Source organism: Pleurocapsa sp. CCALA 161, from assembly GCF_003003995.1.
Classification (GTDB): domain Bacteria; phylum Cyanobacteriota; class Cyanobacteriia; order Cyanobacteriales; family Xenococcaceae; genus Waterburya.
The window spans coordinates 1-23519 of record NZ_PVWF01000077.1; the positions used below are offsets into that span (position 1 = coordinate 1).

25 protein-coding genes and 1 pseudogene are annotated in these 23519 nt (G+C 39.7%); 12 read left to right on the top strand and 14 right to left on the bottom strand.

The features are described 5' to 3' along the window. Positions 1-68 precede the first annotated feature (68 nt). Together C7B62_RS27200 and C7B62_RS17015 are read left to right on the top strand one after the other, a co-directional pair. Positions 69-1490 (top strand): annotated as a pseudogene (locus C7B62_RS27200) (S9 family peptidase); the annotation flags it as partial. Positions 1491-1805: 315 nt separating this feature from the next. Continuing rightward, positions 1806-2156, top strand: coding sequence for a hypothetical protein (locus tag C7B62_RS17015; RefSeq protein WP_106239382.1), 351 nt, complete (start codon positions 1806-1808; stop codon positions 2154-2156). Positions 2157-2257: 101 nt separating this feature from the next. On the opposite strand, the gene tkt is transcribed toward C7B62_RS17015, so the two are convergent. The 6 genes from tkt to psbN form a co-directional block, all read right to left on the bottom strand. Further along, positions 2258-4285 carry a transketolase gene (tkt, locus tag C7B62_RS17020; RefSeq protein ID WP_106239386.1) on the bottom strand — a complete coding sequence of 676 codons (2028 nt, stop codon included), beginning with the start codon at positions 4283-4285 and terminating at the stop codon, positions 2258-2260. A gap of 304 nt (positions 4286-4589) precedes the next feature. Continuing rightward, positions 4590-5840 (bottom strand): beta-ketoacyl-ACP synthase II, encoded by a 1251-nt coding sequence (gene fabF, locus C7B62_RS17025; RefSeq protein ID WP_106239390.1) that lies wholly within the window; start codon positions 5838-5840, stop codon positions 4590-4592. 138 nt (positions 5841-5978) lie between these two features. Continuing rightward, complete coding sequence (gene acpP / locus C7B62_RS17030; protein WP_106239394.1) at positions 5979-6224, bottom strand: acyl carrier protein; 246 nt, start codon at positions 6222-6224, stop codon at positions 5979-5981. Between the two features lie 312 nt (positions 6225-6536). Continuing rightward, a complete protein-coding gene (locus C7B62_RS17035) occupies positions 6537-7094 on the bottom strand; it encodes a hypothetical protein (RefSeq protein ID WP_106239397.1) in 558 nt (185 codons plus the stop codon). A 360-nt stretch (positions 7095-7454) separates the two neighbouring features. Next, positions 7455-8519, bottom strand: coding sequence for a GNAT family N-acetyltransferase (locus C7B62_RS17040; protein ID WP_106239401.1), 1065 nt, complete (start codon positions 8517-8519; stop codon positions 7455-7457). A gap of 40 nt (positions 8520-8559) precedes the next feature. After that, a complete protein-coding gene (psbN, locus tag C7B62_RS17045) occupies positions 8560-8691 on the bottom strand; it encodes a photosystem II reaction center protein PsbN (protein ID WP_106239404.1) in 132 nt (43 codons plus the stop codon). 84 nt (positions 8692-8775) lie between these two features. Here psbN and psbH point away from each other — a divergent pair, with 84 nt between their 5' ends. The 6 genes from psbH (at position 8776) to C7B62_RS17070 (ending at position 13016) form a co-directional block, all read left to right on the top strand. Beyond that, positions 8776-8979, top strand: a complete 204-nt coding sequence (gene psbH / locus C7B62_RS17050; RefSeq protein WP_106239408.1) for a photosystem II reaction center phosphoprotein PsbH — start codon at positions 8776-8778, stop codon at positions 8977-8979. Positions 8980-9092: 113 nt separating this feature from the next. After that, a complete protein-coding gene (locus tag C7B62_RS17055) occupies positions 9093-9374 on the top strand; it encodes a TatA/E family twin arginine-targeting protein translocase (protein WP_106239412.1) in 282 nt (93 codons plus the stop codon). Between the two features lie 280 nt (positions 9375-9654). Then, the gene (locus C7B62_RS17060; protein ID WP_106239415.1) at positions 9655-12396 is read left to right on the top strand and encodes a DNA methyltransferase; all 2742 of its coding nucleotides are present in this window, start codon (positions 9655-9657) and stop codon (positions 12394-12396) included. Positions 12397-12402: 6 nt separating this feature from the next. Then, a complete protein-coding gene (locus C7B62_RS26885) occupies positions 12403-12528 on the top strand; it encodes a hypothetical protein (RefSeq protein WP_255414044.1) in 126 nt (41 codons plus the stop codon). Positions 12529-12606: 78 nt separating this feature from the next. Continuing rightward, positions 12607-12801: a type II toxin-antitoxin system HicB family antitoxin gene (locus C7B62_RS17065; protein WP_106239419.1), complete on the top strand. Its 195-nt coding sequence runs from the start codon at positions 12607-12609 to the stop codon at positions 12799-12801. A 2-nt stretch (positions 12802-12803) separates the two neighbouring features. Next, entirely contained in the window at positions 12804-13016 is a 213-nt protein-coding gene (locus C7B62_RS17070; protein ID WP_106239422.1) for a type II toxin-antitoxin system HicA family toxin, read from the top strand. Positions 13017-13113: 97 nt separating this feature from the next. Here C7B62_RS17070 and C7B62_RS17075 read toward each other — a convergent pair whose 3' ends face one another. After that, positions 13114-13953, bottom strand: a complete 840-nt coding sequence (locus C7B62_RS17075) for a prohibitin family protein (protein ID WP_106239426.1) — start codon at positions 13951-13953, stop codon at positions 13114-13116. Positions 13954-14042: 89 nt separating this feature from the next. Here C7B62_RS17075 and C7B62_RS17080 point away from each other — a divergent pair, with 89 nt between their 5' ends. From C7B62_RS17080 to C7B62_RS17090, 3 genes are all read left to right on the top strand, one after another. Further along, positions 14043-14489, top strand: a complete 447-nt coding sequence (locus C7B62_RS17080; protein WP_233220011.1) for a protein tyrosine phosphatase family protein — start codon at positions 14043-14045, stop codon at positions 14487-14489. 190 nt (positions 14490-14679) lie between these two features. After that, positions 14680-15999, top strand: a complete 1320-nt coding sequence (locus C7B62_RS17085; RefSeq protein WP_106239430.1) for an aminopeptidase P N-terminal domain-containing protein — start codon at positions 14680-14682, stop codon at positions 15997-15999. A gap of 128 nt (positions 16000-16127) precedes the next feature. After that, on the top strand, positions 16128-16892 hold the full coding sequence (locus C7B62_RS17090; RefSeq protein ID WP_233220012.1) for a phytanoyl-CoA dioxygenase family protein: 765 nt from the start codon (positions 16128-16130) through the stop codon (positions 16890-16892). 130 nt (positions 16893-17022) lie between these two features. On the opposite strand, the gene C7B62_RS17095 is transcribed toward C7B62_RS17090, so the two are convergent. The 3 genes from C7B62_RS17095 to cofH form a co-directional block, all read right to left on the bottom strand. Next, the gene (locus tag C7B62_RS17095; protein WP_106239435.1) at positions 17023-18369 is read right to left on the bottom strand and encodes a UDP-glucose/GDP-mannose dehydrogenase family protein; all 1347 of its coding nucleotides are present in this window, start codon (positions 18367-18369) and stop codon (positions 17023-17025) included. Between the two features lie 90 nt (positions 18370-18459). Next, positions 18460-19398, bottom strand: coding sequence for a UDP-glucuronic acid decarboxylase family protein (locus C7B62_RS17100; RefSeq protein ID WP_106239438.1), 939 nt, complete (start codon positions 19396-19398; stop codon positions 18460-18462). Between the two features lie 132 nt (positions 19399-19530). After that, entirely contained in the window at positions 19531-20679 is a 1149-nt protein-coding gene (gene cofH / locus C7B62_RS17105) for a 7,8-didemethyl-8-hydroxy-5-deazariboflavin synthase subunit CofH (protein ID WP_106239441.1), read from the bottom strand. Between the two features lie 69 nt (positions 20680-20748). On the opposite strand from cofH, the gene C7B62_RS17110 reads away from it, so the two are divergent. Continuing rightward, positions 20749-21288: a dual specificity protein phosphatase family protein gene (locus tag C7B62_RS17110; protein WP_106239444.1), complete on the top strand. Its 540-nt coding sequence runs from the start codon at positions 20749-20751 to the stop codon at positions 21286-21288. A gap of 6 nt (positions 21289-21294) precedes the next feature. On the opposite strand, the gene C7B62_RS17115 is transcribed toward C7B62_RS17110, so the two are convergent. The 4 genes from C7B62_RS17115 to coaE all read right to left on the bottom strand — a co-directional run bounded on the left by C7B62_RS17115 (position 21295) and on the right by coaE (position 23203). Then, positions 21295-21633, bottom strand: a complete 339-nt coding sequence (locus C7B62_RS17115; RefSeq protein WP_199194242.1) for a c-type cytochrome — start codon at positions 21631-21633, stop codon at positions 21295-21297. A 105-nt stretch (positions 21634-21738) separates the two neighbouring features. Next, complete coding sequence (locus tag C7B62_RS17120; RefSeq protein WP_106239451.1) at positions 21739-22131, bottom strand: hypothetical protein; 393 nt, start codon at positions 22129-22131, stop codon at positions 21739-21741. Between the two features lie 103 nt (positions 22132-22234). Further along, positions 22235-22420: a DUF4278 domain-containing protein gene (locus tag C7B62_RS17125; protein ID WP_106239455.1), complete on the bottom strand. Its 186-nt coding sequence runs from the start codon at positions 22418-22420 to the stop codon at positions 22235-22237. A 189-nt stretch (positions 22421-22609) separates the two neighbouring features. After that, positions 22610-23203: a dephospho-CoA kinase gene (coaE, locus tag C7B62_RS17130; protein ID WP_106239459.1), complete on the bottom strand. Its 594-nt coding sequence runs from the start codon at positions 23201-23203 to the stop codon at positions 22610-22612. Between the last annotated feature and the right edge of the window lie 316 nt (positions 23204-23519).

Here is a 23519-nt window from a genome sequence, read left to right on the forward strand (position 1 = left end):
ATCAAGAGCGGTATTCGCTGCGCTCAATACACCCGCCTCGGTTTTAGCGGGGGTCTCCACGGGAGGAGTCAGATGATGTATTAGTCTATCAAGAAACCGACGAGGCTTATTTCTTATCCGTTGATAAAACCGCCAGTGATGCTTATCTCATTCTCAGTTTGGGTAGTATGGTGACATCTGAGGTTCATTATCTCGATGCTAATTGCCCGACAGGTTCTTTCCAAATTTTCCAACCGCGATCGCCTGGAATTGAATATTCGATAACCCATCACGGCGAATATTTCTACATCACTACCAACGAAGGGGCAATTAATTTTAAATTGATGAAAACCCCCGTTAATAATATTAGTAAAGAAAATTGGCAGATGGTAATACCCCATCGCGAAGAAATTTATCTTTTAGGTGTTAGTGCTTTTAGCGACCATTTAATTATCTACGAACAAGAAGAAGGAGTTGCAAAACTAAGAATACATAAATTTTCTACAGGGGAAGAACACTATATATCTTTTCCCGAAACGATTTATTTAGCAAGAGGTGAAAATAATCCAGAATTTAATACTAATATTTTTCGCTTTAGCTACACTTCTTTAATAACTCCCAACTCTATTTTTGATTACAACTTAGACACCAAAGAAAGGGAATTAAAAAAAGAAACTCCCGTATTAGGAGGTTACGATCGCACCCAGTATGTCAGCGAAAGAGTCTATGCCACAGCCTCTGATGGTGCTTCTATCCCTATTTCTTTAGTTTACAAACAAGGGATTAAGCAGAATGGCACAAATCCTTGCTTCTTAACTGCTTACGGTTCATATGGGGCAAATTATCCCGTGTACTTCTCTTCAATTCGTCTCTCTTTACTCGATCGCGGTGTCGTTTTTGCGATCGCCCATATCAGAGGTGGTTCGGAAAAAGGACGCAAATGGTACGAAGAAGGCAAACTATTACAGAAGAAAAATACTTTTAGCGATTTTATTTCCTGTGCCGAACATTTAATTCAAGCAAAATGGACTTCTCCCCAACATCTTGCCATCAATGGTGGTAGTGCAGGTGGCTTATTAATGGGTGCTGTGCTGAATATGCGTCCCGATTTATTTAAAATTGCGATCGCCGATGTTCCTTTTGTGGATGTAGTTACTACTATTCTCGATCCCTCTCTCCCTCTAACGGTGATTGAATGGGAAGAATGGGGCAATCCTCAACAGAAAGCTGACTATGACTACATGAAATCTTATTCCCCTTACGATAACGTCACAGCCCAAAACTATCCTCAGCTATTAATCACTGCTGGTTTGAACGATCCTCGCGTTGCTTACTGGGAACCAGCCAAATGGACGGCAAAATTGCGCGAACTCAAAACCGACAATAATTTACTACTGCTCAAAACTAACATGGATGCAGGACATGGCGGTGCGTCAGGACGTTACGAACAACTTAAAGAAACTGCTTTTGAGTATGCTTTTTTACTGACTTGCTGGGGTTTAGTTTATTAACAGATTTATTAGCAGTTTTCTAAGAGGCTTGATTCCACAGAATGACATCAAGAAAGATAGACACAAAAGTTCTGCTCTCAACCCTATGACTAGTTGTCATGCTCAACATTCTGACAGCCGACATTCTTTTGCTGAACATCCCTGGCTGAGGAGAATTGCTGAAAACCACGTCGGTAAACATCATGAAATCCTATAATCTTTGTCTAAAATCGATTTTCTCAGGTCGTCTAATTAAAAATTTTGTAGAATTGCAGAGAGTGATTTTTAATTAAAACTAGGGTTTAATGCCAAAATTTGCCCTAAAAAAAATTAGCTATGAACAAAATTAGTCTCAACAACGAACAAATCACTATTAATATATCTGGTTGGGATGTGCTCTGGTCTTTCAAAAAAAACGTATCTTTTGCGCAAAATAATATTACTCACGTATTTAAATACGATAAAAGTATTTCGCCACCTTGGCTAAGAAATCCTGGAACAGCAACTGGAAAAATCATTGCGGGGACATATCAAAATCTAAAAGATCGTCGAGAATTTTGGTGTACCCATTTTAATGGGAATACCATCGTAATTGATCTAGAAGGAGAAAAATTTAACCGTATCGTTTTTGATTTACCAAAAGATGAATCTGTTGATAAATGGATAGCAAAGTTAACCACAAATTAGATTTTTCCTAGGCAAATAACCAAAAAATAATCACACAAATACTCAGCTCTAAACCCTGTGTAATCACAGGGCTTAGCTGAGAGCTTATAGCTTTTACTAAACTAACCAATAATTTCTTTGGCTTTAGCGACAACGTTATCAACATTGAAACCAAATTTATCTAAACAAACACTACCTGGGGCAGATGCGCCAAAACGTTCAATACTTACTGAACCACCTTCGCTACCAGTATATCTCTGCCAACCAAAGCTGGTTGCTGCTTCCACAGAAAGGCGTTTTTGAGCAACTTTAGGCAGTACCGAATCTCTATAGGCTTGGTCTTGGGCTTCAAACAGTTCCCAAGAAGGCATCGAGACGACACGTACCTTTTTTCCATCCGCGATTAGTTTTTCCGCAGCACCAACACAAAGCTGTACTTCACTACCTGTACCAATTAAGATTAGATCTAATTCTTCAGGAGCAAAACCACAAGAAAGGACATAAGCACCTTTTTCTGCTTTCTCAATAGAACTGCCTGCTAAGTTAGGTACACCCTGGCGGGATAATGCCATTAAGGTAGGTTTGTTTTGCTTGGCGTAGGCGATCGCCACTTTATAAGCTCCAGAAACTTCATTGCCATCCGCAGGACGAATTACCGTCAAGTCAGGAATAGCTCTCAAAGAAGCAAGAGTTTCGATAGGTTGGTGTGTAGGACCATCTTCACCCTGCCCGATGGAGTCATGAGTCATAACCCAAATTGCTCCCACTTCAGACAATGCCGACAGGCGAATTGCCGCCCGCATATAGTCAGTAAAGATCAAGAAGGTTGCACCATAAGGAATTAACCCTGAACCGTGCAGCGCCATCCCGTTACAAATTGCTCCCATTCCGTGTTCGCGGACACCGAAGTGAATGTTGCGGTTTTGATACGCACCTTTTTGAAAATCACCAAAGCCTTTTAATTCGGTTAAGTTGGAGTGGGTTAGATCGGCAGAACCACCAATTAATTCGGGGAGTACAGGAGCAAGTTTATTCAAGCAACCTTCGGAATATTTGCGAGTAGCTAATCCTTTGTCTTCAGGAGTAAATGTGGGTAGCACATCTGCCCAACCATCGGGTAATTTACCGCTTAAGAAACGCTCGAATTCTGCTGCTTCTTCGGCGTATTTAGATTTATAGTCCGATAAAACCTGATTCCAAGCCTGTTCATCTGCTGCACCACGCTCCACTGCCTTACGCATATGGTTTAATGCTTCATCAGGAATTTCAAACGGTTCGTAGTTCCAGCCCAAGTTTTCACGGGTAAGCTTGATTTCGTCTTCTCCTAAAGCAGAACCATGAATACCACCAGTATTTTGCTTATTAGGCGCACCATAACCAATAATAGTTGTTACCTTAATCATGGTTGGTTTATCGGTAACGGATTTAGCTTCTTCAATCGCTTTGGCGATCGCCTCTAGATCTGTATTACCATCTTCAACGTGAAGTACGTGCCAACCATAGGCTTCAAAACGCTTAGAAACGTCTTCAGTAAAGGCGACATCAGTTGAACCATCAATAGAGATGTGATTATCGTCATAAAAGGCAATTAGTTTACCTAGTCCTTGGTGTCCAGCGAAGGAACAAGCTTCCCCAGAAATACCTTCCATGTTGCAGCCATCACCCACAATTACGTAGGTGTAATGATCGACTAAAGTGGCATCGGGTTTATTAAATTTGGCTGCTAAATGAGCTTCTGCCAGCGCCAAACCAACACCATTAGCAATCCCCTGACCTAGTGGTCCTGTCGTAACTTCTACTCCTGCTGTTACAAAGTTTTCGGGGTGTCCAGGAGTAGCAGAACCCCACTGACGAAACTGTTTGATATCCTCAATAGATACACTATCGTAGCCAGCTAGATAAAGAAGAGCATATTGCAACATTGACCCATGACCAGCAGAAAGCACAAAGCGATCGCGGTTAAACCATTTAGGATTTTTGGGGTTGTAGCGCATGAACTTATCCCACAGCACAAAAGCCATCGGCGCTGCGCCCATCGGTAATCCTGGATGTCCAGAGCTAGCTTTTTCTATGGCATCTACTGCCAAAAAACGAATCGAATTAATACAAAGTTCTTCAACTGTCTTAGTTGATTGGGTGGCAACTACCATATTTGTTATATAAATAAACTACGATAAAACAAAAAATTTGGGTATGCTTTCGACGCTACCAAATGAGCTTAGATCGGACTAGATGATTTTAAGGTTCTGTTATCAGTTGTGCCTATCTTCTTATCCTATAGGAACTGCTAGCAAATTCCAACACTTTTAAAATTGGCTCAATTTTACCCAATGAGCAGCTAATCAATAATTTAATTGCTAATTTAATTGCTTAACTCTTGAGCTTGAGGCAATTACAACATCAGTCGTAAAGGTTTAATTGCACCGCTATTTTCTTAAAAAAAATTTAAATGATTTAGCTATATTTTTTAAACGCTAGAGTGACATTATGTCCACCAAAACCAAAGGAATTTGATAGAGCAACGTTTACTTCCTGCTCTCTACTAGTATTGGCTACATAGTCTAAATCGCATTCTGGATCGGGATTTTTCAGATTAATGGTGGGAGGAACTCGATTATTGGCGATCGCCATTACCGTAGCTACGGCCTCAATGCCCCCAGATCCACCCAATAAGTGACCCGTCATCGACTTAGTAGAGCTAACTGCAATTTGATCTGCTCTTTCCCCCAGTGCCTTTTTAATTGCCTTGGTTTCATTTGAATCATTCGCTTGAGTACTCGTACCGTGAGCGTTGATGTAATCGACTCGATCAGGGGTTAACTCTGCGTCTATTAAGGCTAGCTCAATTGCTTTGGCTGCCCCCTGTCCTCCAGGTACTGGAGAGGTCATATGATAGGCATCGCAAGTCATACCATAGCCCACAATCTCCGCGTAAATCTTCGCACCACGCCCAAGCGCATGTTCGAGTTCTTCGAGCAATAAAATACCCGAACCTTCTCCCATAACAAAACCATCGCGATCGCGATCAAACGGTCTGCTCGCATTTGCAGGGCTGTCGTTACGAGTAGAAAGAGCCTTAGCCGAGCAAAAACCAGCAAAAGAAAGAGGTGTTACGGCTGCTTCTGCACCGCCACAAATCATTGCTTTGGCATAGCCTCCTTGGACTAAGCGAAAAGCATCACCAATGGCATGAGAACCCGCAGCACAAGCTGTTACGGTGCAGGAATTTGGTCCTTTAGCTCCCGTATGAATTGCTGTCAAACCTGCTGCCATATTGGCGATCATCATGGGAATTGTAAAAGGACTAACTTTTCTAGGACCTTTGGTAATCAGGTTTTCATTTTGCTCTTCCATAACCCTCAGACCGCCCACTCCTGTGCCAATTAGAACCCCAACTCGATCAGCATTAAGCTCGTTGATCTCAAAGTTAGCATCAGCGAGGGCTTGTATACTGGCACAAACACCAAACTGAGCAAAGCGATCCATTCGCTTGGCGTCTTTTTTGTCTAAATACTCATGAGGGTCAAAATCTTTAACTTCGGCAGCAATTTGACAGGCATGTTCTGAAGCATCAAATAGAGTTACTGCACCTACTCCACTTCGCCCCTGCAATAAACCATCCCAATAGTCGGCTAGATTTTTACCAATGGGAGTAATTGCACCCAAGCCTGTGATTACAACTCGCTTGTTTTGCCTATTTGTCATTTTTGCTCTCTCTACCTTTTGCTATGGCACTATTAATTTAGGCTAATTTAGTCTGTTCTCGATCAAGCTGGGACGCTTTTGATGATTACCTCAACCAAGCTAGCAGCCTTGAGCGACACTCTTGACCAAAATGCGAAATTAAGCCGCGGCAGTCACTGAAGCAATATGCTCAACTGCTTTACCGACGGTATCTATTTGTTCGGCTGCTTCGTCAGGAATCTCGATATCAAATTCTTCTTCTAAAGCCATTACTAATTCTACTGTGTCTAGAGAATCAGCACCTAAATCATTAGCAAAGCTTGCTTCTGGGGTAACCCGATCGGCTTCTACTTCTAACTGATCGACGACGATGCTTTTTACTTTTGCAAAAATTTCTTGATTCATTGATTTTTCCTTGTAAATAACCCGTTTCTAACTATCTAAAAGTCTAGTTAAATTAGACGGGTTTCCTAATTAAACTAAACGGTAGCTTAAACAAAAAAAGCGGCAACTCTCATCTTATCGGAAAGAGGGACAAAGTTTATCGCTAATCTGGCAATTGCTTTATTCTGGCATCTTTGAAGATTAGCCATGCCAAATTTTCGTCTGAAAATTATCAACAATTAAGAAAATAAAAAACTAAAACGGAAGACTACCTTGACTGAAGATAATTCTTCCGTTTCCCGAGTTAACTCGTGACTCCTACCTAATTACAACTTATTTTCTGGGTGTTTTTGCCATTTTTGCCATGTCTTTAAACTTAGCTAAACTAGCGCCAGGGCGACGACGATATTTAGTTATGGTTGGCATTAGGTTGTCACTAGCAAAGGTTGCTTCTTTTGCCTGACCATTACTGTTACTCGTGTTGGTGTTGTTCATTGCCGCCACCCAAAAAGGAGGCTCAAAAGATGATGCACCGTTTTGCGGGGCAGGATTAGGCTGTGCTTTTGCTGTTTTCGACTCAGTTACTTTGCCATTTTGTGACGCTTTTCCCTTGCTAGCATTAGCTTTGGCTGATTTCGTGTCACTAGGCTTCTCTTGAGTGGCGATCGCTGATGCTAATTTATCCTGAGTAGTTTCTACTGCTTCTCCAGCAGTTTTGATCGCCTCTTGCACAGGCTCAGATTGAGCTATTTTTACCGCCTTTTCCTTAACGGTTTCTGTTGCCTTCTCTGCGGTTTTTAACGCCGTTTGGACTACTTCTGAATCTTTTAATTCGTCTAATTCTAAATAATATTTATTATTAGAATTAAATATTTTTTTGAGCATTTGCATGGCGTAGATTTACTCCTATTGATAAGACTAAAAAATCGATGCTAAATTTAAGATAATTTTTCTTGATCGTCTTTAGTTTGGTGACAAGTTGTTTTTAACTAAGTGGTGCGATTCCTAGTTTAAACTGTACTTAGCTGATCCTTAGTTAAAAGACGTAAGATCAAATTTCGCTTATCTCTAGCCCCATCTTTAAAGATCAGGAGCTATAAAACACGATCTATAATTTTTGGCTACTCTTATCAAGCCAGAAAACTAAACCTGTCGCAATGATACTTTACAAAAATTAATTACTATTTTATGATGAGCTGACTCTGTTTGCAGTTTACAAGTTGTCAACTTCGCCCTACTTATTGCCTTGAACTAGCTAGCACGATAGGCGGGAAAAAAATGAGCCTGCTGTAGCTCTTCTACAGATTTATGGATAGCATTAGCTCTAAACTGTAGCAATTGATTATATCTTGCCAAATCTATCACTGAGCGCCAGGTAAAGAACTCATGTCTCTGTTTAGAAAAGCCTGACTTGAAAGTATAAAGATTATCTTGCTTACCACCCACTCCACCGCCGATATGTAAATATTGATTCCCTCTTGCCTTTGCCCAAAGACGCATATGGTGGAGTAATAAGTTAAAGGGAGACTGTTTAAGAAACTCACTCTTAGTCCCCCCTAAATGAGCCTGAACAATACCACAAGATTCAAAAAATAGGCAAGCACAAGCAATCTCTCCGTCTAGTTCAACTACTCCTAAATGAACTTTTTTCCCTAAGTTTAATAACCCTTCAAAATAATCACGATTAAAGTAATAACTATCGATTGCCTTGACTCGATTCATTGTTTCTTCATAAACAGAGACAAATTTATCAAGATATTTGGCAAAGGATACTGTTCTGGCATTAAATCCTAGTCTTGTACATTTATTAATCGTACTTTGGTGTCCCTTACGAGTTTTCGCCCAAATCTGAGCTTCATCTAAGGTTAAGTCAATCGAGACAGTTTGCCCGTTTGCTGTTAAATGATCTGACTGAAAAGCTTTGGCGAAATTCTCTCCCAAGATTGGGTGTAATCGCAGAAAAGCTGAACATACTCCTGCTGCCTGCAAATTATGGCGAAACTGCTCAAGGGCAAGAGCGGGGAATTCAGGATGACTGGCAGCCGCATCACTCATTAAGATGCCAGGATAACCATAGGGAGAGATAATGTCATAAACCTTTGCCGTCAAGGATTCTGCAAGATCAGCGCAAGAACGCAATAGATAGGGAGCAAAAAATATTTTGTCGTTTTCCTGTAGCAAAAATGCTTGGGGAAGAGTGTTGGTGCGTCGAGCATCTAGAGCAACATAGTCTGGCAGATGATAAACATCATGAGGCAATTGTTCGAGAACAGCTAACCACGAAGGATGATTGACATCTAAAGTAACTAGGTTCATTAAATTATTATTCGCTTATAGCTTATAGCTTATAGCTTATTTAGTCTTCGTGATCTTCAAAAGGATCGCCTAAATCAGCGGACGGAGGACCAAAGGCGGTGTAGATGGAATATCCAGTGATGGCAACTAAAACAGTCCCCAGACTGATACCTAAAAATACTGCGGGTTCCATAAGTAAATATTAATTATGATGACTATTACTCTATAATATTACAGAAGATTACGAATAAAACCGATATTACATCACTATTTATTTATGTCACAGCAAACTCGTTTGGGAAACATTCTCAAGCCTCTAAATTCGGAGTATGGTAAAGTTGCTCCTGGTTGGGGAACTACTGTCTTGATGGGAGTATTTATGGCTCTATTTCTAGTATTTCTGTTGATTATTCTGCAACTTTATAATTCTTCCCTAATTTTAGAAGGAATTGATGTGGATTGGAGAACCTTGAGTCGTTAGACCAAGCACCACACTTTTATTCACTACCGAATTGGCTCGTAGCACAGCTCGATCTTCCCCTCTTGAGGATTGAGCTATTATTTAATTTATTAAACCTATAGGAAATTAAGATTATGAACATTTTTGGCATTGGTTTACCAGAAATGGCTCTAATTACGATTGTTGCCCTGCTGGTATTTGGTCCTAAAAAACTACCTGAGATTGGTCGCAGCGTCGCCAAGACTTTGCGTAGTTTTCAAGATGCGTCTAAAGAATTTGAAAATGAATTTAAGAAAGAAGCAGCCAGTATTGAGAAATCTATTAGCATGAATGCTCAAATTGAAGGTGGCAGCGAGCAAAAATCAACAGAGCCAACCCAAAGCATTTCTTCTGCTGAATCTGATGTTGTTGGTTAAATTTTTGCGACCTCTTATTTAATTCATGTTACGCACTAATTCAGTCTGCTAAGACTAGGTAGAATTAGCAGCCAAAGAAAAGCGAGGAGAAAAAGTTATTTGTCCCCTAAAGGACTTCTAAAAGATTAGCTAAGTCTAACAACTTACTTAGCGATCGCTTTAATCATCCTGTAAAATACCGAGATTTCGCCACACATCTCGATCGCGATCGAGTAGATTTCTGTATATTTTAGGATTTCAGCCAAGGAACGCTATTTATATCAGTTTTTGGACTAGATATATGGTAGCTACCGCCCAAAGCCTCAATGAGTTTGTCAATTATCGTTTGCAATACATTACAGGTAGAGAACGAAGTCAAGCGCAGGTATTTTTAGACAGGTTTTTTCAGGCTTTTGGACATCAAGGTGCGTTACAAGCTGGTGCAGAATACGAAGTTGCGATCGCGAAAGGAAGTAACAAAGGTAAAACTGGTTTTGCCGATTTAGTCTGGAAACCCCGCGTCTTGATTGAAATGAAGAAGCAGGGGGAAGATTTAGGTAAACATTACCGTCAGGCTTTTAATTACTGGACAAGAATTGTTCCCAATCGTCCACGCTACGTAATGCTATGCAACTTCGATCAGTTTTGGATTTACGATTTTGATAATCAAGTTGATGAACCTGTAGACATTATCAATCTTGAGCAATTACCTGAAAGATCATCGGCTTTTGGCTTTATGGGGTTAGAACAGAAAAACCCCGTCTTTCAGAATAATCAGGTAGAGGTAACTAAAGAAACTGCCCGTAAAATGGGGGAATTATGCGAAATCCTTAAACAACGAGGCGAAAAAGAGGGTTTTAGCATACTCGCTGCTCAAAGATTAGTTTTGCAGTGTGTTTTAGCCATGTTTGCCGAAGATCGGGGCATGTTACCGCCTGACATGTTTATTAACTGCATTCAAGACTGTCTTGGGGGCAAAAGTTCTTATGATGTTTTGGGTGGCTTATTTCAAGAAATGAATCGACCAGGGATTAGTCCTGCGGGTAAGTACAAAGGTGTAGATTATTTTAATGGCGGTTTATTTGCTACCATTCATCCCATCGAATTAACTAAAGAAGAATTAAACTATCTCGACTCAGCAGCGCGGGAAAACTGGAAACAAATTCGCCCTGCAATTTTCGGGAATATTTTTGAAGGTACGTCAAATAAAAAAGAACGACGTGCTTCGGGGATGCATTTCACTTCGGAAGCGGACATCATGAAAATTGTCAAGCCGACTATTAGTAATTATTGGGATGCAAAAATCGATGCTGCTAATACAATCGACGAGTTAAATGGTTTACAAAGTGAATTGACGAATTATAAGGTACTCGATCCTGCTTGTGGTTCGGGAAACTTTTTATATCTGGCATATCAAGAATTAAAAGAAATTGAAAAGTCACTACTAAGTAAAATCTCTTCTATCCGTCGTTCGGAAACTAACAAACAACAGCTACAAATAGGCTTGGTAACTCCTTTGCAGTTTTACGGCATGGATATAAATCCCTTTGCAGTAGAGTTAGCGAAAGTTACTTTAACTATTGCTAAAAAAGTTGCGATCGATAAACTAGATTTAACTGAAAGAGAATTACCCCTCGATACTTTAGATAATAATATTGTCTGTCAGGATGCTTTGTTTAGCGAATGGGTAAAGGCTGATGCAATTATTGGCAATCCTCCGTTTTTGGGTGGTAAAAGATTAAGGCAAGAATTGGGAGATGAGTATACAGAAAAGGTATATAAAAAGTTCAATGATGTAAAAGGACAACCCGATCTTTGTACGCTTTGGTTTAGAAAGGCAAATGATAACTTAGACACAGATGGAAGGGCTGGATTAGTTGGTACTAACTCCATTACTCAAAATGTTAGTCGTCAAACAAGTTTAGATTATGTAGTAGCAAAAGAAGGCTTTATTCATGAAGCTATTTCTTCTCAAGTTTGGTCTGGGGAAGCTAATGTTCATGTCAGTATTGTTAATTGGTCAAAACAAAAACCAGAAAAGCTATTTTTAGATGATTTAATTGTTGAAAGAATATCTACATCTTTAAAAAATGAAATTTCGGTAGATTCTGCTAAACAACTAAAAGCAAATAAAAATTATTCATTCCAAGCTTGTGAATTATCAGGAAAAGGATTTATTCTTTCAGAAGTAGAAGCTAAAGAATGGATAAACAAAGACCAAAAAAATCAAGATGTTTTAAAACCAATGTTAGATGGAAGCAGTTTAATTAATTTACATCTACCGAAAGATTGGGTAATTGATTTTAACGGTATGTCTATTGAAGAGGCTTGTGATTATAATTTACCTTTTGAAAGAGTTAAAGAAAAAGTAAAACCAGAAAGAGATTTAAATCGTCGAAAAGCCAGAAGAGTAAATTGGTGGCAGTATGGCGAAAAAAGACCTGCAATGAGAAAAGCCTTGTCAGATTTATCTTGTTATTTTGCTATTCCTAAAGTTGCTAAATATATTGTTTTTAGTCCTGTAGATGTTTCGATTTTGCCCTGTGAAGCCAATATGGTGATAGCTTCAGATGATTATTATATATTAGGAATTCTCAATTCAAATATTCATCGCTTATGGGTAAAAGCTCAAAGTTCCACTTTAAAAGGCGATACTCGTTATACAAATACAACTTGTTTTGAAACTTTTCCTTTTCCGCAAAATCCTCGTAGGGGCGGTTCGCGAACCGCCCCTACATCACGTACCGCGCCGACGGGAACAATCGTCGAACAAATCCGCAATAAAACCATTGAATTGCATCAATATCGCACCGAACAAATGTTAAAGAAACAATGGGGAATTACGCAACTTTATAACGCCTACTTTCATGAACCAGCTAGTAAACTTTATCAGCTACATCAAGAGTTAGATAAATTAGTAATGCAAGCTTATAACTTCAAAGCTGATGACGATATTTTAGCCAAACTTTTAGAATTAAATTCAGAATTAGCAGCCAAAGAAAAGCGAGGAGCAAAAGTGATCGGTGCAGAATCTCCCTATTAAGATGAGATGCTTGAAGATATTCGCCGTACTGTTATAGAAGCACAAGATTTCCAAGAAAAATTACCCGAGTTTATTGAGATGGCTGAAAAACAACTAGGAGAAACAATTGTGCGTGCAGAATTGCCTGATTAATTTTGCCATCAATCAAGACCAATTTATTCACGCAAGATTTATGATCGATAAAGTTTAAACAATATAGATTGAAATCTTATGCGCTATCAAGTCCGACTGAAAAAAAGTGAAGAAGGATACGCTGTCTGGTGTCCTGGTTTACCTGGATGTTGGTCACAGGGAGAGACAGAAGAGGAGGCTTTGGAAAATATTAAAGATGCGATTAGTATTTATCTAGAGACAGTTGAAGAAATAAACCAAGATGCTGATGCTCGATATGTGGAAGTAGGATAATTATGCCAAAACTTCCAGGTGTTAATCATCAAAAAGCAGTTAAGGCTTTTAAAAAAGCTGGCTTCAAAATAGTAAGACAAAGTAAACATATCGCAATGACTAACGACGATCGCATTATCATTATTCCTAGAGCTAATCCCATTAATGCCTATACAATGGCTGGAATTGTCAAAGATGCAGGTTTAACGATTGAGGAATTTAAACAGCTTTTATAAATTGCGATCGTTTATGCCACATCGATTTTTACTGATAAACTAAAAGCTAAAAGCTAAGAACTACGTTCATCTATAAACAAATTACAACTCTTTAACTCTACTGAACATCCCCTAAATTAAACAAGAAAGGAACACCTCCTTTGGATTCACCGCTGGTAACCAAAACTCTAGGCATTTGTGCGCCACCCTCTCGCCAAGCTTCGATCGCCTCTTTTTGTAATACTAATTGTCCACCTTGCGCCCGCAGAGTCTCTGCTAACAGTCTTTGAGCTTCGGCTTTACCTTTGGCGCGGTTAATATCTGCCTGAGCCTCTTGTTCTGCTTCTCTGGCTACGTATACGGCTCTTTGAGACTTCTGTTCGGCAATCTGTTTTTCTTCAACTGCTCTGGCAAACTCAGGGGAAAAACTAAGATCGACTACACTAGTATCCAGGATCAAAATACCATATTTATCCAGGCGATCGCTCAAGGCATTATCAAAGTCTTCTTTTAGTTCATCACGTTTGGTAATTGCTTCTTCGACAGTTCTCCTCGCAGCAGCAATTTTAAAAGATTCTTGAGTTTGCGGTGCGATAATCTTAGACACGATATTTTGTAGTGTTCCTTGTGTACGACGAATCTCAACTACCTGCACAGGATCTAGGCGAAAGTTAATCGCAAAACTGGCTTTGAGATCTTGTAAGTCTTTGGTGGAACTTTCTGCGGGTACTTCAAACTTTTGTACCGTCAGATCGTAAACATCGACGTTAGAAACTAAAGGGGGACGAAGATGAATTCCTTCCAACAACACGCCGTCTTGTGCCTTACCCAAAATGCTCAAAACCCCAGCCTGACCAGGATTAAGAATCACAAATGAATTAAAAGCAATCAAAACCAGTAAGGCGGCGACGATGCCACCCAGTAATGGCTGCCAACTATTAGGTGACTGAGTATTCAAGCTGATATCTCCTCGTATATGTTATGTATAAAATTAGTCTGTTATTGACATTCGCAAGTTTTATCGTATCGTACTTTGAGGATTGAACAGTGATTGATACTATTCGCGACTACTATCAAGTTAGCGATCATCTGGCGACTTCAGGACAACCAACTCCCCAAGAATTTGCATCCATTGCCCACGCTGAGTATCAAGCTATCATTAATTTAGCCACCTCTCGTTCCACCAATGCTTTAGCTAACGAAGGGATCATCGTTACTGATTTAGGCATAGTTTACGTACAGATTCCCGTAATTTGGGATAACCCTAAACTGGAAGATGTAAAAATCTTTTTTAAAATTATGCAATCCTTCGACGGTCAAAAAGTTTGGGTACACTGTGCCAAAAATATGCGAGTATCTTGCTTTATCTACTTTTGGCAGAAATATATTTTACACTTATCAGAAGAACAAGCCCGCTATCCCATGAATCAAATCTGGCAACCTACAGGAGTCTGGCAAACACTAATCGAACAAGCTGAAACACAACTTTTGTAGGGATATAGGGAAATAATTATTACCCCAAGTCCCCAAGTCCCCAAGTCCCTAAGTCCCTAAGTCAAGACTATAGAGTAAATTAGCAGGTGCGTAACATCAGTGATTGAATAGATTCCTCCCCCCAAAAATCATTTTTAATGCATAATAAATTATAGGCAAATGTTAAAAAATGTTAAAGAAATAAAGCAGCATGGGGATCGAGCAGCAAGAGTATCGTCAACGTCAAAGGGAGTTAATGTCAAAAATTGGCAGAGGGACAGCAATTTTTCGTAGTGCGCCTCTGGCAACAATGCACAATGATGTTGAATATACTTACCGTCAAGAAAGCAGTTTTTACTATTTAACAGGCTTTAATGAACCTGAAGCGGTGGCAGTCTTTGCGCCCCATCACGAAGAACATCATTATATTTTATTTGTGCAGCCCAAAGATCCAGAGCAAGAAACCTGGACAGGTTATCGCTGTGGAGTGGAAGCGGCCAAGGAAATTTATGGTGCAGATGAAGCTTATCCGATTGCTGAATTAAATGAAAAATTGCCTCAATATTTAGTTAATAGCGATCGCATTTACTATCATTTGGGCAAGGACGAGAAATTTAACCAGACAATTATTGCTCATTGGCAAAGATTAATGCAGGGTTACCAAAAACTAGGTACAGCACCTCTAGCATTGGAAGATACTCGCCCGTTAACTTTTGCCATGCGATTAGTCAAAAGTCCTGGAGAAATTGCCCTGATGCGCCAAGCAGCTAAGATTTCGGCAATGGCGCATAATCGCGCTCGCGAATTTGCACAACCTGGAGTCTATGAATATCAGGTGCAGGCAGAAATAGAGCATGTTTTTCGTAAGGAAGGGGCAATTGGGATTGCTTACCCGTCTATAGTGGCATCAGGAGCTAACGCTTGTATTCTGCACTATATTGAAAATAATCGCCAGATGCAGGACAACGAGCTATTGCTAGTTGATGCAGGCTGTTCTTATGGTTACTATAACGGCGACATTACTCGTACTTTTCCCGTAGGTGGTAAGTTTACTCCAGAGCAAAAAGCTTTGTATGAAATTGTCTTAGAAGCACAGCTTAAAGCGATCGAGGAAGTACAGCCAGGCAAGCCTTATAACGAGTTTCACGATCTCGCTGTCTGTGTAATTGTCCAGGGTTTATTAGATTTGGGATTACTCCAGGGTGATTTAACCGAGATTATCCAGGAAGAAAAGTATAAGCCTTTCTATATGCACCGTACAGGACATTGGCTTGGTTTAGATGTGCATGATGTTGGGCTTTATAAACATGATGCCGATACTTGGCAAAATTTAACCCCAGGTCACATTGTGACGGTTGAACCAGGAATTTACATTTCCCCCAATATTAAACCTGCTGAAGGACAACCAGAAATTGCCGAACAATGGAAAGGAATCGGCATTCGGATTGAAGATGACTTACTGGTAACGAGCAATGGACATGAAGTTCTAACCTCCGATGTACCTAAATCTATTGCAGACATGGAAAACTAATAATCCTATGTCTTTTTGTAAACAAAATAATTAACACATATCAAGCAAATAATTATCTACACAAATTAATGATTCAACAACTACAGAATTTTCTCGCCCCTTCATTCAATTCATCGTCAAAAGATACAGTGTCAAAAGAGATTGCTGAAATGACGAATGAAATTCTCGATGGTCAGGGTTACGTTATGCTGAGCGATCTAATTACTACAAAAGAAGCAACAGAAGCCAGACAATTAGTTCTAGACTTAGCCGAACAAGACAGAAAAGAAGACAAATTAATTGTTCAGGAAAAAAAAGAGCGTCTTTATGGCTTAATTTACAAAGCAGACATATTTGCTAAGATGGCGCAAAATGAGTCTTTACTCTCAATTGTTGACGCAATTATTGGGAAAGATGCAATCTTAGGCGGTTTTTCGGCTCATATTCTTCATCCAGGGGCAAAAAGCATGGGAATTCATGTTGATTATCCTTATTGGGCAATGCCTGCACCCTTTCCTAAGTATCCTGTCTTAGAACTTCAGGTGATCTGGCTGATGGAAGATTTTACGGCTAACAATGGTGCGCCTTTCTTCGCTGCGGGAACTCAAAATTGGGCTAGTCAACCCAATAAGTGGCAATTTAAGGCGATCGCCAAGAGAATAACAGGTAAAGCAGGATCGGCAATTATCTCTCATGGATTATGTTGGCATGATACTTCCGATAATAATAGCGATCGCCCTAGAGTATCTTTGCTTGGAAACTATACACCGCAGTATATTCATCCTCTGGAAAATAATTTATTCGACTATCAACCAGAAGCAATGGAAAATGCTCCTCCCAGATTGAAAAAACTGCTGAGACATAACTTGATGCCCAAATCTAAGCCTACCCATGGTATGAGGTTTATGCATTGAACAAAGGTAAAAGAACGAAGGTAAAAGGTCGCGATCGCTAATTAACGAGCAAAAAAAAGCAAAGTAGAAAAAACCTACTTTGCACTGTATCAGTTAGCTCAAATATTCGGACAAGTTTTATGATTCTGATTTAACGACCCATCCCTACATAGCGAATACCAGCAGCTTGAACTGCTTCGCGGTCTAAGAAATTACGACCATCAATGATCAAAGGATTGTTCATTAATTTAGCAATTTTCTGCAAGTCTAACTTGAGGAACTCTTTCCAATCAGTTACCAAAACTAGAGCATCACATTTATCTGCGAGCATTTCGGCGTTGGTTTCAATAATTACGTTAGAAAGACCATGACTCAAACCAGATTGAGATACAATGGGGTCGTATGCTTTAACTCTTGCACCTAAACGATTGAGGTGTTCAATCAAGTCTAGGGCAGGGGCATCTCTCATGTCATCAGTATCAGGTTTAAAGGTCAAGCCTAATAAACCGATGGTTTTGCCCTTGAGAATCTTTAACTCATTTTGCAATTTTTCTAAAGCCAATAGACGCTGACGCTGGTTGACATTGATGGCGGCTTTGAGTAACTCAGATTCATAATTGTAGTCATCGGCAGTGTGTACCAATGCAGAGACATCTTTGGGGAAACAAGAACCACCCCAGCCTATTCCTGCGCTCAAAAACTTGCCCCCAATCCGTGAATCTAACCCAATCCCTTTCGCGACTTGAGTTATATCCGCGCCGACGCGATCGCAAATATTGGCTACTTCGTTGATAAAACTAATTTTAGTTGCCAAAAAAGAGTTGGCAGCATATTTAATCATCTCTGCTGAACTTAAATCCGTCACCACTACTGGGACTTCAGGCAAAGATTTATCTTCGGCAAATTTTCGGCATACCAAAGGCTCATATAACTCCTGCATCATGGAGATAGCTTTGTCGCTGTTCCCACCTAAAACAATGCGATCGGGGTTGAAGGTGTCATAGACGGCAGAACCTTCTCGCAAAAATTCAGGATTACTAATTACATCAAAGCTTGGTTCAACATTGCTACCAGACTCTTTATTACCGTCTAGGACAATCATTCTGACCCAATCACCAGAACCAATGGGTACAGTGGATTTATTGACAATTACTTTATATTCATCCTTGAGGTGAGTTCCAATCCCGCGGGCTACCGCTTCCACGTAGCGAGTATCGCTTTCTCCTGTAGGTAGGGGAGGAGTTCCGACTGCAATATAAAGAATTTCTCCGTGAGCTACCCCTTTGGACAAGTCAGAAGTAAAGGTTAATTTTCCAGATGCAGCCGAAGACTGCATTAGTTCAGATAAACCAGGCTCATAAATGGGCGACTGTCCAGATTGCATGAGCTTAACTTTTTCTTCGTTGTTATCAACGCAAATGACATCATGTCCGATATGAGATAAACAAACACCCGTAACTAAACCAACATAACCAGTACCAATGACGCAAACACGCATAAAACTATTTAACCTCTTAGATTTTATTTGCTTTAAATTTAAACTTCCCGAAACATATCAAAAAAACTGCAAAAATTTATTTTGCTTAGATTATGATTCTGCTGCTGTCAGACGAGAGCGAAAGTCTTCAATCGTCATTTTCAAACCCTCTTCAAGATTAATTGTGGGTTGCCAACCTAATAAGTTTTTAGCTTTGGTAATATCAGGCTGTCTTTGTTTGGGATCATCTTGAGGCAATGGCTTAAAGGTAAGCTGCGCATCAGGATTGATCATTTTCTGAATTGCTTCAGCAAGCTGTAGAATTGTATATTCTCCTGGATTACCAATGTTGATCGGCCCCATATGTTCACCGTTCATTAAGCGCATCATGCCTTCAACCAGATCGGCTACGTAACAGAAGCTACGAGTCTGAGAACCATCGCCATAAACAGTTAATGGTACACCTTGAAGAGCTTGAACGATAAAGTTACTAACTACACGACCATCATTTTCAAACATTCTTGGTCCATAGGTATTAAAAATACGCATAACCCTAATGTCAACATTATTTTGGCGATGATAGTCAAAAGCTAAAGTTTCAGCGACTCTTTTACCTTCGTCATAGCAGCTACGAATACCGATACAGTTCACATTACCGCGATATTCTTCAGGCTGAGGATGGACATCAGGATCTCCATATACTTCTGAAGTGGAAGCAAGCAAGAATCTAGCGTTAACTCGTTTGGCTAATCCCAACATATTCAAAGTACCCATCACGTTAGTTTTGATGGTTTTTACGGGGTTATACTGATAGTGAACGGGGGATGCTGGACAAGCAAGATGATAGATCTGATCGACTTCTAAGCGAATTGGTTCGGTAATATCGTGGCGAATTAATTCAAAATAAGGATTATCTAGCCAATGGCGAATGTTGCGCTTATGACCTGTAAAAAAGTTGTCGAGACAGATTACGTCATGACCTTGCTTCATTAGGCGATCAATGAGATGGGAGCCAATAAAACCAGCACCGCCAGTTACTAATATTCTCATTCGTAAATTTAACTTTAAATTATTTCAAGAACAATCTTAAACTAACCTTGTCTTATTTGCGATCTTTCGCTAGGCAAAAAGACCTAGCTTGTCGAAAATTTATTTACATGTGACCAATATTTTATACGTTCTTCATAAATAACCATATTCCGTGGTTCTTTGTTGGTCAGGACGGTGTAAATCGGCGATCGCTTGGCGTAATGTAGCAACGGTCATGTTAGTTCCTCCTTGCGCTCCTGCCATCGAAGTGATATGCTCTTCCATCAAAGTGCCACCAATATCGTTACAGCCACAGTTTAAGGCTTGTTTTGCCCCAGACAAGCCAATTTTGACCCAACTTGGTTGATGATTAACAATCCAGTTTCCCAGAAAGATGCGAGCAACTGCTGTCAAATGCAATACTTCTGCTAAATCTGGCTGATCTCTACCGACGCGCTGACGAATCGGGGCGGGGGCTTCTTGTCCGACAAATGGTAGAATAATAAACTCGGTAATCTTGGCAGGATAATTATTGGCGATCGCCTTTTGTTGCAGCGATCGCAATTGAGCCAGATGTTCTATCTGCTCTTGGGGAGTTTCAATATGTCCCGATAGCATTGTACTAGTGCTAAATATGCCCAAGCGATGAGCTAAACTAACTATCTCCAGCCAAGTCTCACTATTGATTTTTTCAGGGCAAATTATCTTTCTGACGCGATCATCCAATACCTCGGCTGCTGTCCCTGGCATTGAGCCTAAGCCTGCTTCTTTAAGCGCTAACAGCACTTGTTCATAGCTAAGACCATCTTCTCTGGCAATAAATTGAATTTCTTGCGGAGAAAAAGCATGAAGATGGAGTTGCGGAAAGTTCGTCTTAATTTCTCTGACTAGATTAAGGTAGAAAGATAGAGATGATCCATTAATTTTTGCCTGAGGATTTAAGCCACCCTGCATACAAATTTCCGTTGCGCCAATATCTACCGCTTCAGTAGCCTTAGCAATTATTTGTGAATTATCAAGCCAAAAAGAACCTTCTTCATCAGCATCACGACGAAAAGCACAAAAGCTACAGTGTTGCTCACAAATATTAGTGAAATTAATATTACGGTTAATCACATAGGTAATGGTATCACCTACCTGCTGTTGACGAAGACGATCTGCGGTTTTGGCGATCTCTAATCTTACTTGGGGATCTCGTTGTTGAATAAGACTAATTCCTTCTTCTAGGGAAATATCTTTGCCTAATTCAGCTTTCTCTAAAATATCTGTAACTGTATGAGAATTTTGTGCTTGATAAATCACGTTTTATATGATGAGATTTTAAGAATTATTTGTCTCTTAAGATAATTATATTATTGACCAGACTAGTGTATGTATAAATTTGCCCCTGCCAATCGCTATGAATCGATAGTGTTTGGTGCTGCTCAACCCAAATACTCAGAAACTTCTATTAAGCAGTGGATTGAGTTCATGCAAGCAGAGAAAATTGAAAAAATATGTTGTTTACTGGAGAAAAAAAGCCTAATTCGCTATCAAGTAGATTTATTAGCCGTTTATCGCCAAGAATTTGGACAAGAAGCAGTATTATGGCAGCCACTTGCAGATTTTCAAATTCCTACCTCTGCAATCTTAATTGATCGCATTATTCCTTTTTTGATTTCCGCAGAGCAAAACCAGCAAAAAGTATTAGTTCATTGCGCTGGTGGAGTTGGACGTACTGGAATAGTTCTAGCTGCTTGGTTGGTTAGTCGGCGTGGATTTACCAATCAACAAGCCATATCTGCCGTCAAACAAAATCAAAGATATCCTCAAGAGGCAATAATTGCTGCTTTATTTAAATTGCAGCATCCTCTTCAAGCTAATCAACAATTGCATAATCTCTTAAACGATTGTCGCCAAGCTTTTGAATAGTCTCAATTACTTCCACCCCTGTTTAGCCTGTTGTAAGACATAAGCACTGACATCTGCTATTTGTTCGGGAGTCAACTTATCTCCATAAGCTGACATGATTCCTTTACCGTTAGTAACCAAAGATGCGATCGCTTCTTGGGTATCTACTTTGTTTTTGTGTAGGGCTTTAGACTTTAAGTTTTTACCCCGTCGTACAATGTTGCTCCCATTTACATGGCAGCCAGCACAGTTAGCTTCAAACACAGCTGCACCATTGTTTGGGTTAGTAGAGATAGAATCGGCTAAAGCAGGACTGCCAAGGGCAATAATAGTAATTAAAGTAATAAGCGCAATAATCTTTGGCAAAACAAAACTCTCCCAAGCCAATAATATCAATAATAACGTAACTGCCTAGGTATAAAAATACAGCCAGTTACAACCAGGGCAAAAAAAGGATAAGGATAATTAAGCTTACTTACTTGTTTCTAACTGTCTCGATTCCTCTTGCAACATAGTTACAAGCTGGCAGTTTTTATTTGTCTGAGCTACGGTTAAACGATGTTGAAGATTGTTGCGCAGATTTTCTAGGTGCTTTTGCTGAGCCATGCTGTCTTGCAACTGGTAGCGAAGAATATTGACAGCTAGGTTAGTCGCTTCTGCTGGGTAAGCATCTAAGTTTGTAGGGCATTTTTGAGCAATTGGATGCCTACTCGCATTACTTGTCCGATGATGTTGAGGACTTTCTAAAGAAGATATGTGACGAGGCAACCTAATCTTGGTTGAAGGATGTGAAATCAAGTTATCTTTCAACTCAATGTAGCTTGGGGCATCTCGATAATTTGTCGACCCAGATAAATTTAACATTCTGCGAATATCTCTTGTTTAAAAATAAAAAATAACCAAAATTATTAACTGTCATTTCACAACTCAGAGGCACTTAATCTCAGCACCTTTGAAAGAACAATAATTAATCCTTGGTGTAATGAACACCACGATAGGTAAGTTCTGAGTTAAGGTGATTACGACGATGCTGTTCTTTTAGATGGTGAACTTTCCAAGGTTTCCCACGATATGTTCCACCTACTTCGCCTTCACTTACATCCCATTCTAGATGGGGAGCATCATAAGTTTTGCCTCGAAATTGTAGTTTCATTGTCTTGCCTAGTTACTCAATAGAATTTTTTATATGCGACTAAACGGCAGTAATTTAGGTATCTACTGAAATCGCAGCAGATATAATTTTTTCCCTGTATATAAATTAATATAGCTAATTTCTGTAGCTATTGTTACCAATTTGTCAAAAAAATTATATTATTCATTTTTCTTTACAATCATTTATAGTTCAAGATTGAAGAGCGACATCAACTTGAGCATAAAGTTCTGCTAATCCAGCGTTATTAGTCAAAACCACATCTGCCAAAGCTACTTTTTGTGCCAAAGACATCTGACTATCGATCCTGGTAGCTGCTTGTTGAGGGGTCAAACCATTGCGCTGTTGTAAGCGACGAATTTGTAGGGAGCGATCGCAACTCACCACCCAAATTTCCGTCACCAAAGCCATTAAATTAGCTTCAAACAAAAGAGGAATAGACAATACTACTATCTTGCTTTTTAGCTGCTGTAGTTCTTGAGCAAAGCGATCGCGCACAAAAGGATGAATCTGCTGCTCTAGCCACTGTTTTTCTTGAGGATGGTTAAAAATAATCTCCCCTAAAGCAGAGCGATTAAGACTCCCATCGGCTGATTTAACTTGGTTACCATATCGCTGAAAAATAGTTGATAAAATTTGTGAACCTTGATCCACTGCTTCTCTGGCATAAATATCTGCATCCAAGACTGGTAAAGCATATCGATCTGCGAGGTAATCGGCAACAGTAGTTTTGCCGGTACCGATTCCTCCTGTCAATCCAATCAGTCGTTTCGCTAAATTGGACATAAGTAGCTAGGCATAATTAATTTAAAGACTGATATGAGGTGGTGGAGTAGTGGAGGTAGGGGAGTAGGGGAGAAAAATAAGAATCCGTTATTTTATATTTAATTCCACCCAGCTACTTAGTAAATATTTTACTTATGAAGCTTGGCGTAAATAAGCAGTTTCTTTCTATACTAAGTGCAGATTAAGGCAATTTTATCCTAAGCAGCTTTATACTGGATATTTTCTTGATAATCAATAGATTGACATCCTCCCGCCACTAATCGGAGTACCGATATAGTGGGGGATTCCTAAGACTCACGACTTAGGTTTCTGTTTC

Bases quoted from the DNA above. Each gene is read 5' to 3' on its own strand.
- C7B62_RS17015 (WP_106239382.1), top strand. From the start codon at position 1,806: ATGAACAAAATTAGTCTCAACAACGAACAAATCACTATTAATATATCT.
- tkt (WP_106239386.1), bottom strand. From the start codon at position 4,285: ATGGTAGTTGCCACCCAATCAACTAAGACAGTTGAAGAACTTTGTATT.
- fabF (WP_106239390.1), bottom strand. From the start codon at position 5,840: ATGACAAATAGGCAAAACAAGCGAGTTGTAATCACAGGCTTGGGTGCA.
- acpP (WP_106239394.1), bottom strand. From the start codon at position 6,224: ATGAATCAAGAAATTTTTGCAAAAGTAAAAAGCATCGTCGTCGATCAG.
- C7B62_RS17035 (WP_106239397.1), bottom strand. From the start codon at position 7,094: ATGCAAATGCTCAAAAAAATATTTAATTCTAATAATAAATATTATTTA.
- C7B62_RS17040 (WP_106239401.1), bottom strand. From the start codon at position 8,519: ATGAACCTAGTTACTTTAGATGTCAATCATCCTTCGTGGTTAGCTGTT.
- psbN (WP_106239404.1), bottom strand. From the start codon at position 8,691: ATGGAACCCGCAGTATTTTTAGGTATCAGTCTGGGGACTGTTTTAGTT.
- psbH (WP_106239408.1), top strand. From the start codon at position 8,776: ATGTCACAGCAAACTCGTTTGGGAAACATTCTCAAGCCTCTAAATTCG.
- C7B62_RS17055 (WP_106239412.1), top strand. From the start codon at position 9,093: ATGAACATTTTTGGCATTGGTTTACCAGAAATGGCTCTAATTACGATT.
- C7B62_RS17060 (WP_106239415.1), top strand. From the start codon at position 9,655: ATGGTAGCTACCGCCCAAAGCCTCAATGAGTTTGTCAATTATCGTTTG.
- C7B62_RS26885 (WP_255414044.1), top strand. From the start codon at position 12,403: ATGCTTGAAGATATTCGCCGTACTGTTATAGAAGCACAAGATTTCCAA.
- C7B62_RS17065 (WP_106239419.1), top strand. From the start codon at position 12,607: ATGCGCTATCAAGTCCGACTGAAAAAAAGTGAAGAAGGATACGCTGTC.
- C7B62_RS17070 (WP_106239422.1), top strand. From the start codon at position 12,804: ATGCCAAAACTTCCAGGTGTTAATCATCAAAAAGCAGTTAAGGCTTTT.
- C7B62_RS17085 (WP_106239430.1), top strand. From the start codon at position 14,680: ATGGGGATCGAGCAGCAAGAGTATCGTCAACGTCAAAGGGAGTTAATG.
- C7B62_RS17095 (WP_106239435.1), bottom strand. From the start codon at position 18,369: ATGCGTGTTTGCGTCATTGGTACTGGTTATGTTGGTTTAGTTACGGGT.
- C7B62_RS17100 (WP_106239438.1), bottom strand. From the start codon at position 19,398: ATGAGAATATTAGTAACTGGCGGTGCTGGTTTTATTGGCTCCCATCTC.
- C7B62_RS17110 (WP_106239444.1), top strand. From the start codon at position 20,749: ATGTATAAATTTGCCCCTGCCAATCGCTATGAATCGATAGTGTTTGGT.
- C7B62_RS17120 (WP_106239451.1), bottom strand. From the start codon at position 22,131: ATGTTAAATTTATCTGGGTCGACAAATTATCGAGATGCCCCAAGCTAC.
- C7B62_RS17125 (WP_106239455.1), bottom strand. From the start codon at position 22,420: ATGAAACTACAATTTCGAGGCAAAACTTATGATGCTCCCCATCTAGAA.
- coaE (WP_106239459.1), bottom strand. From the start codon at position 23,203: ATGTCCAATTTAGCGAAACGACTGATTGGATTGACAGGAGGAATCGGT.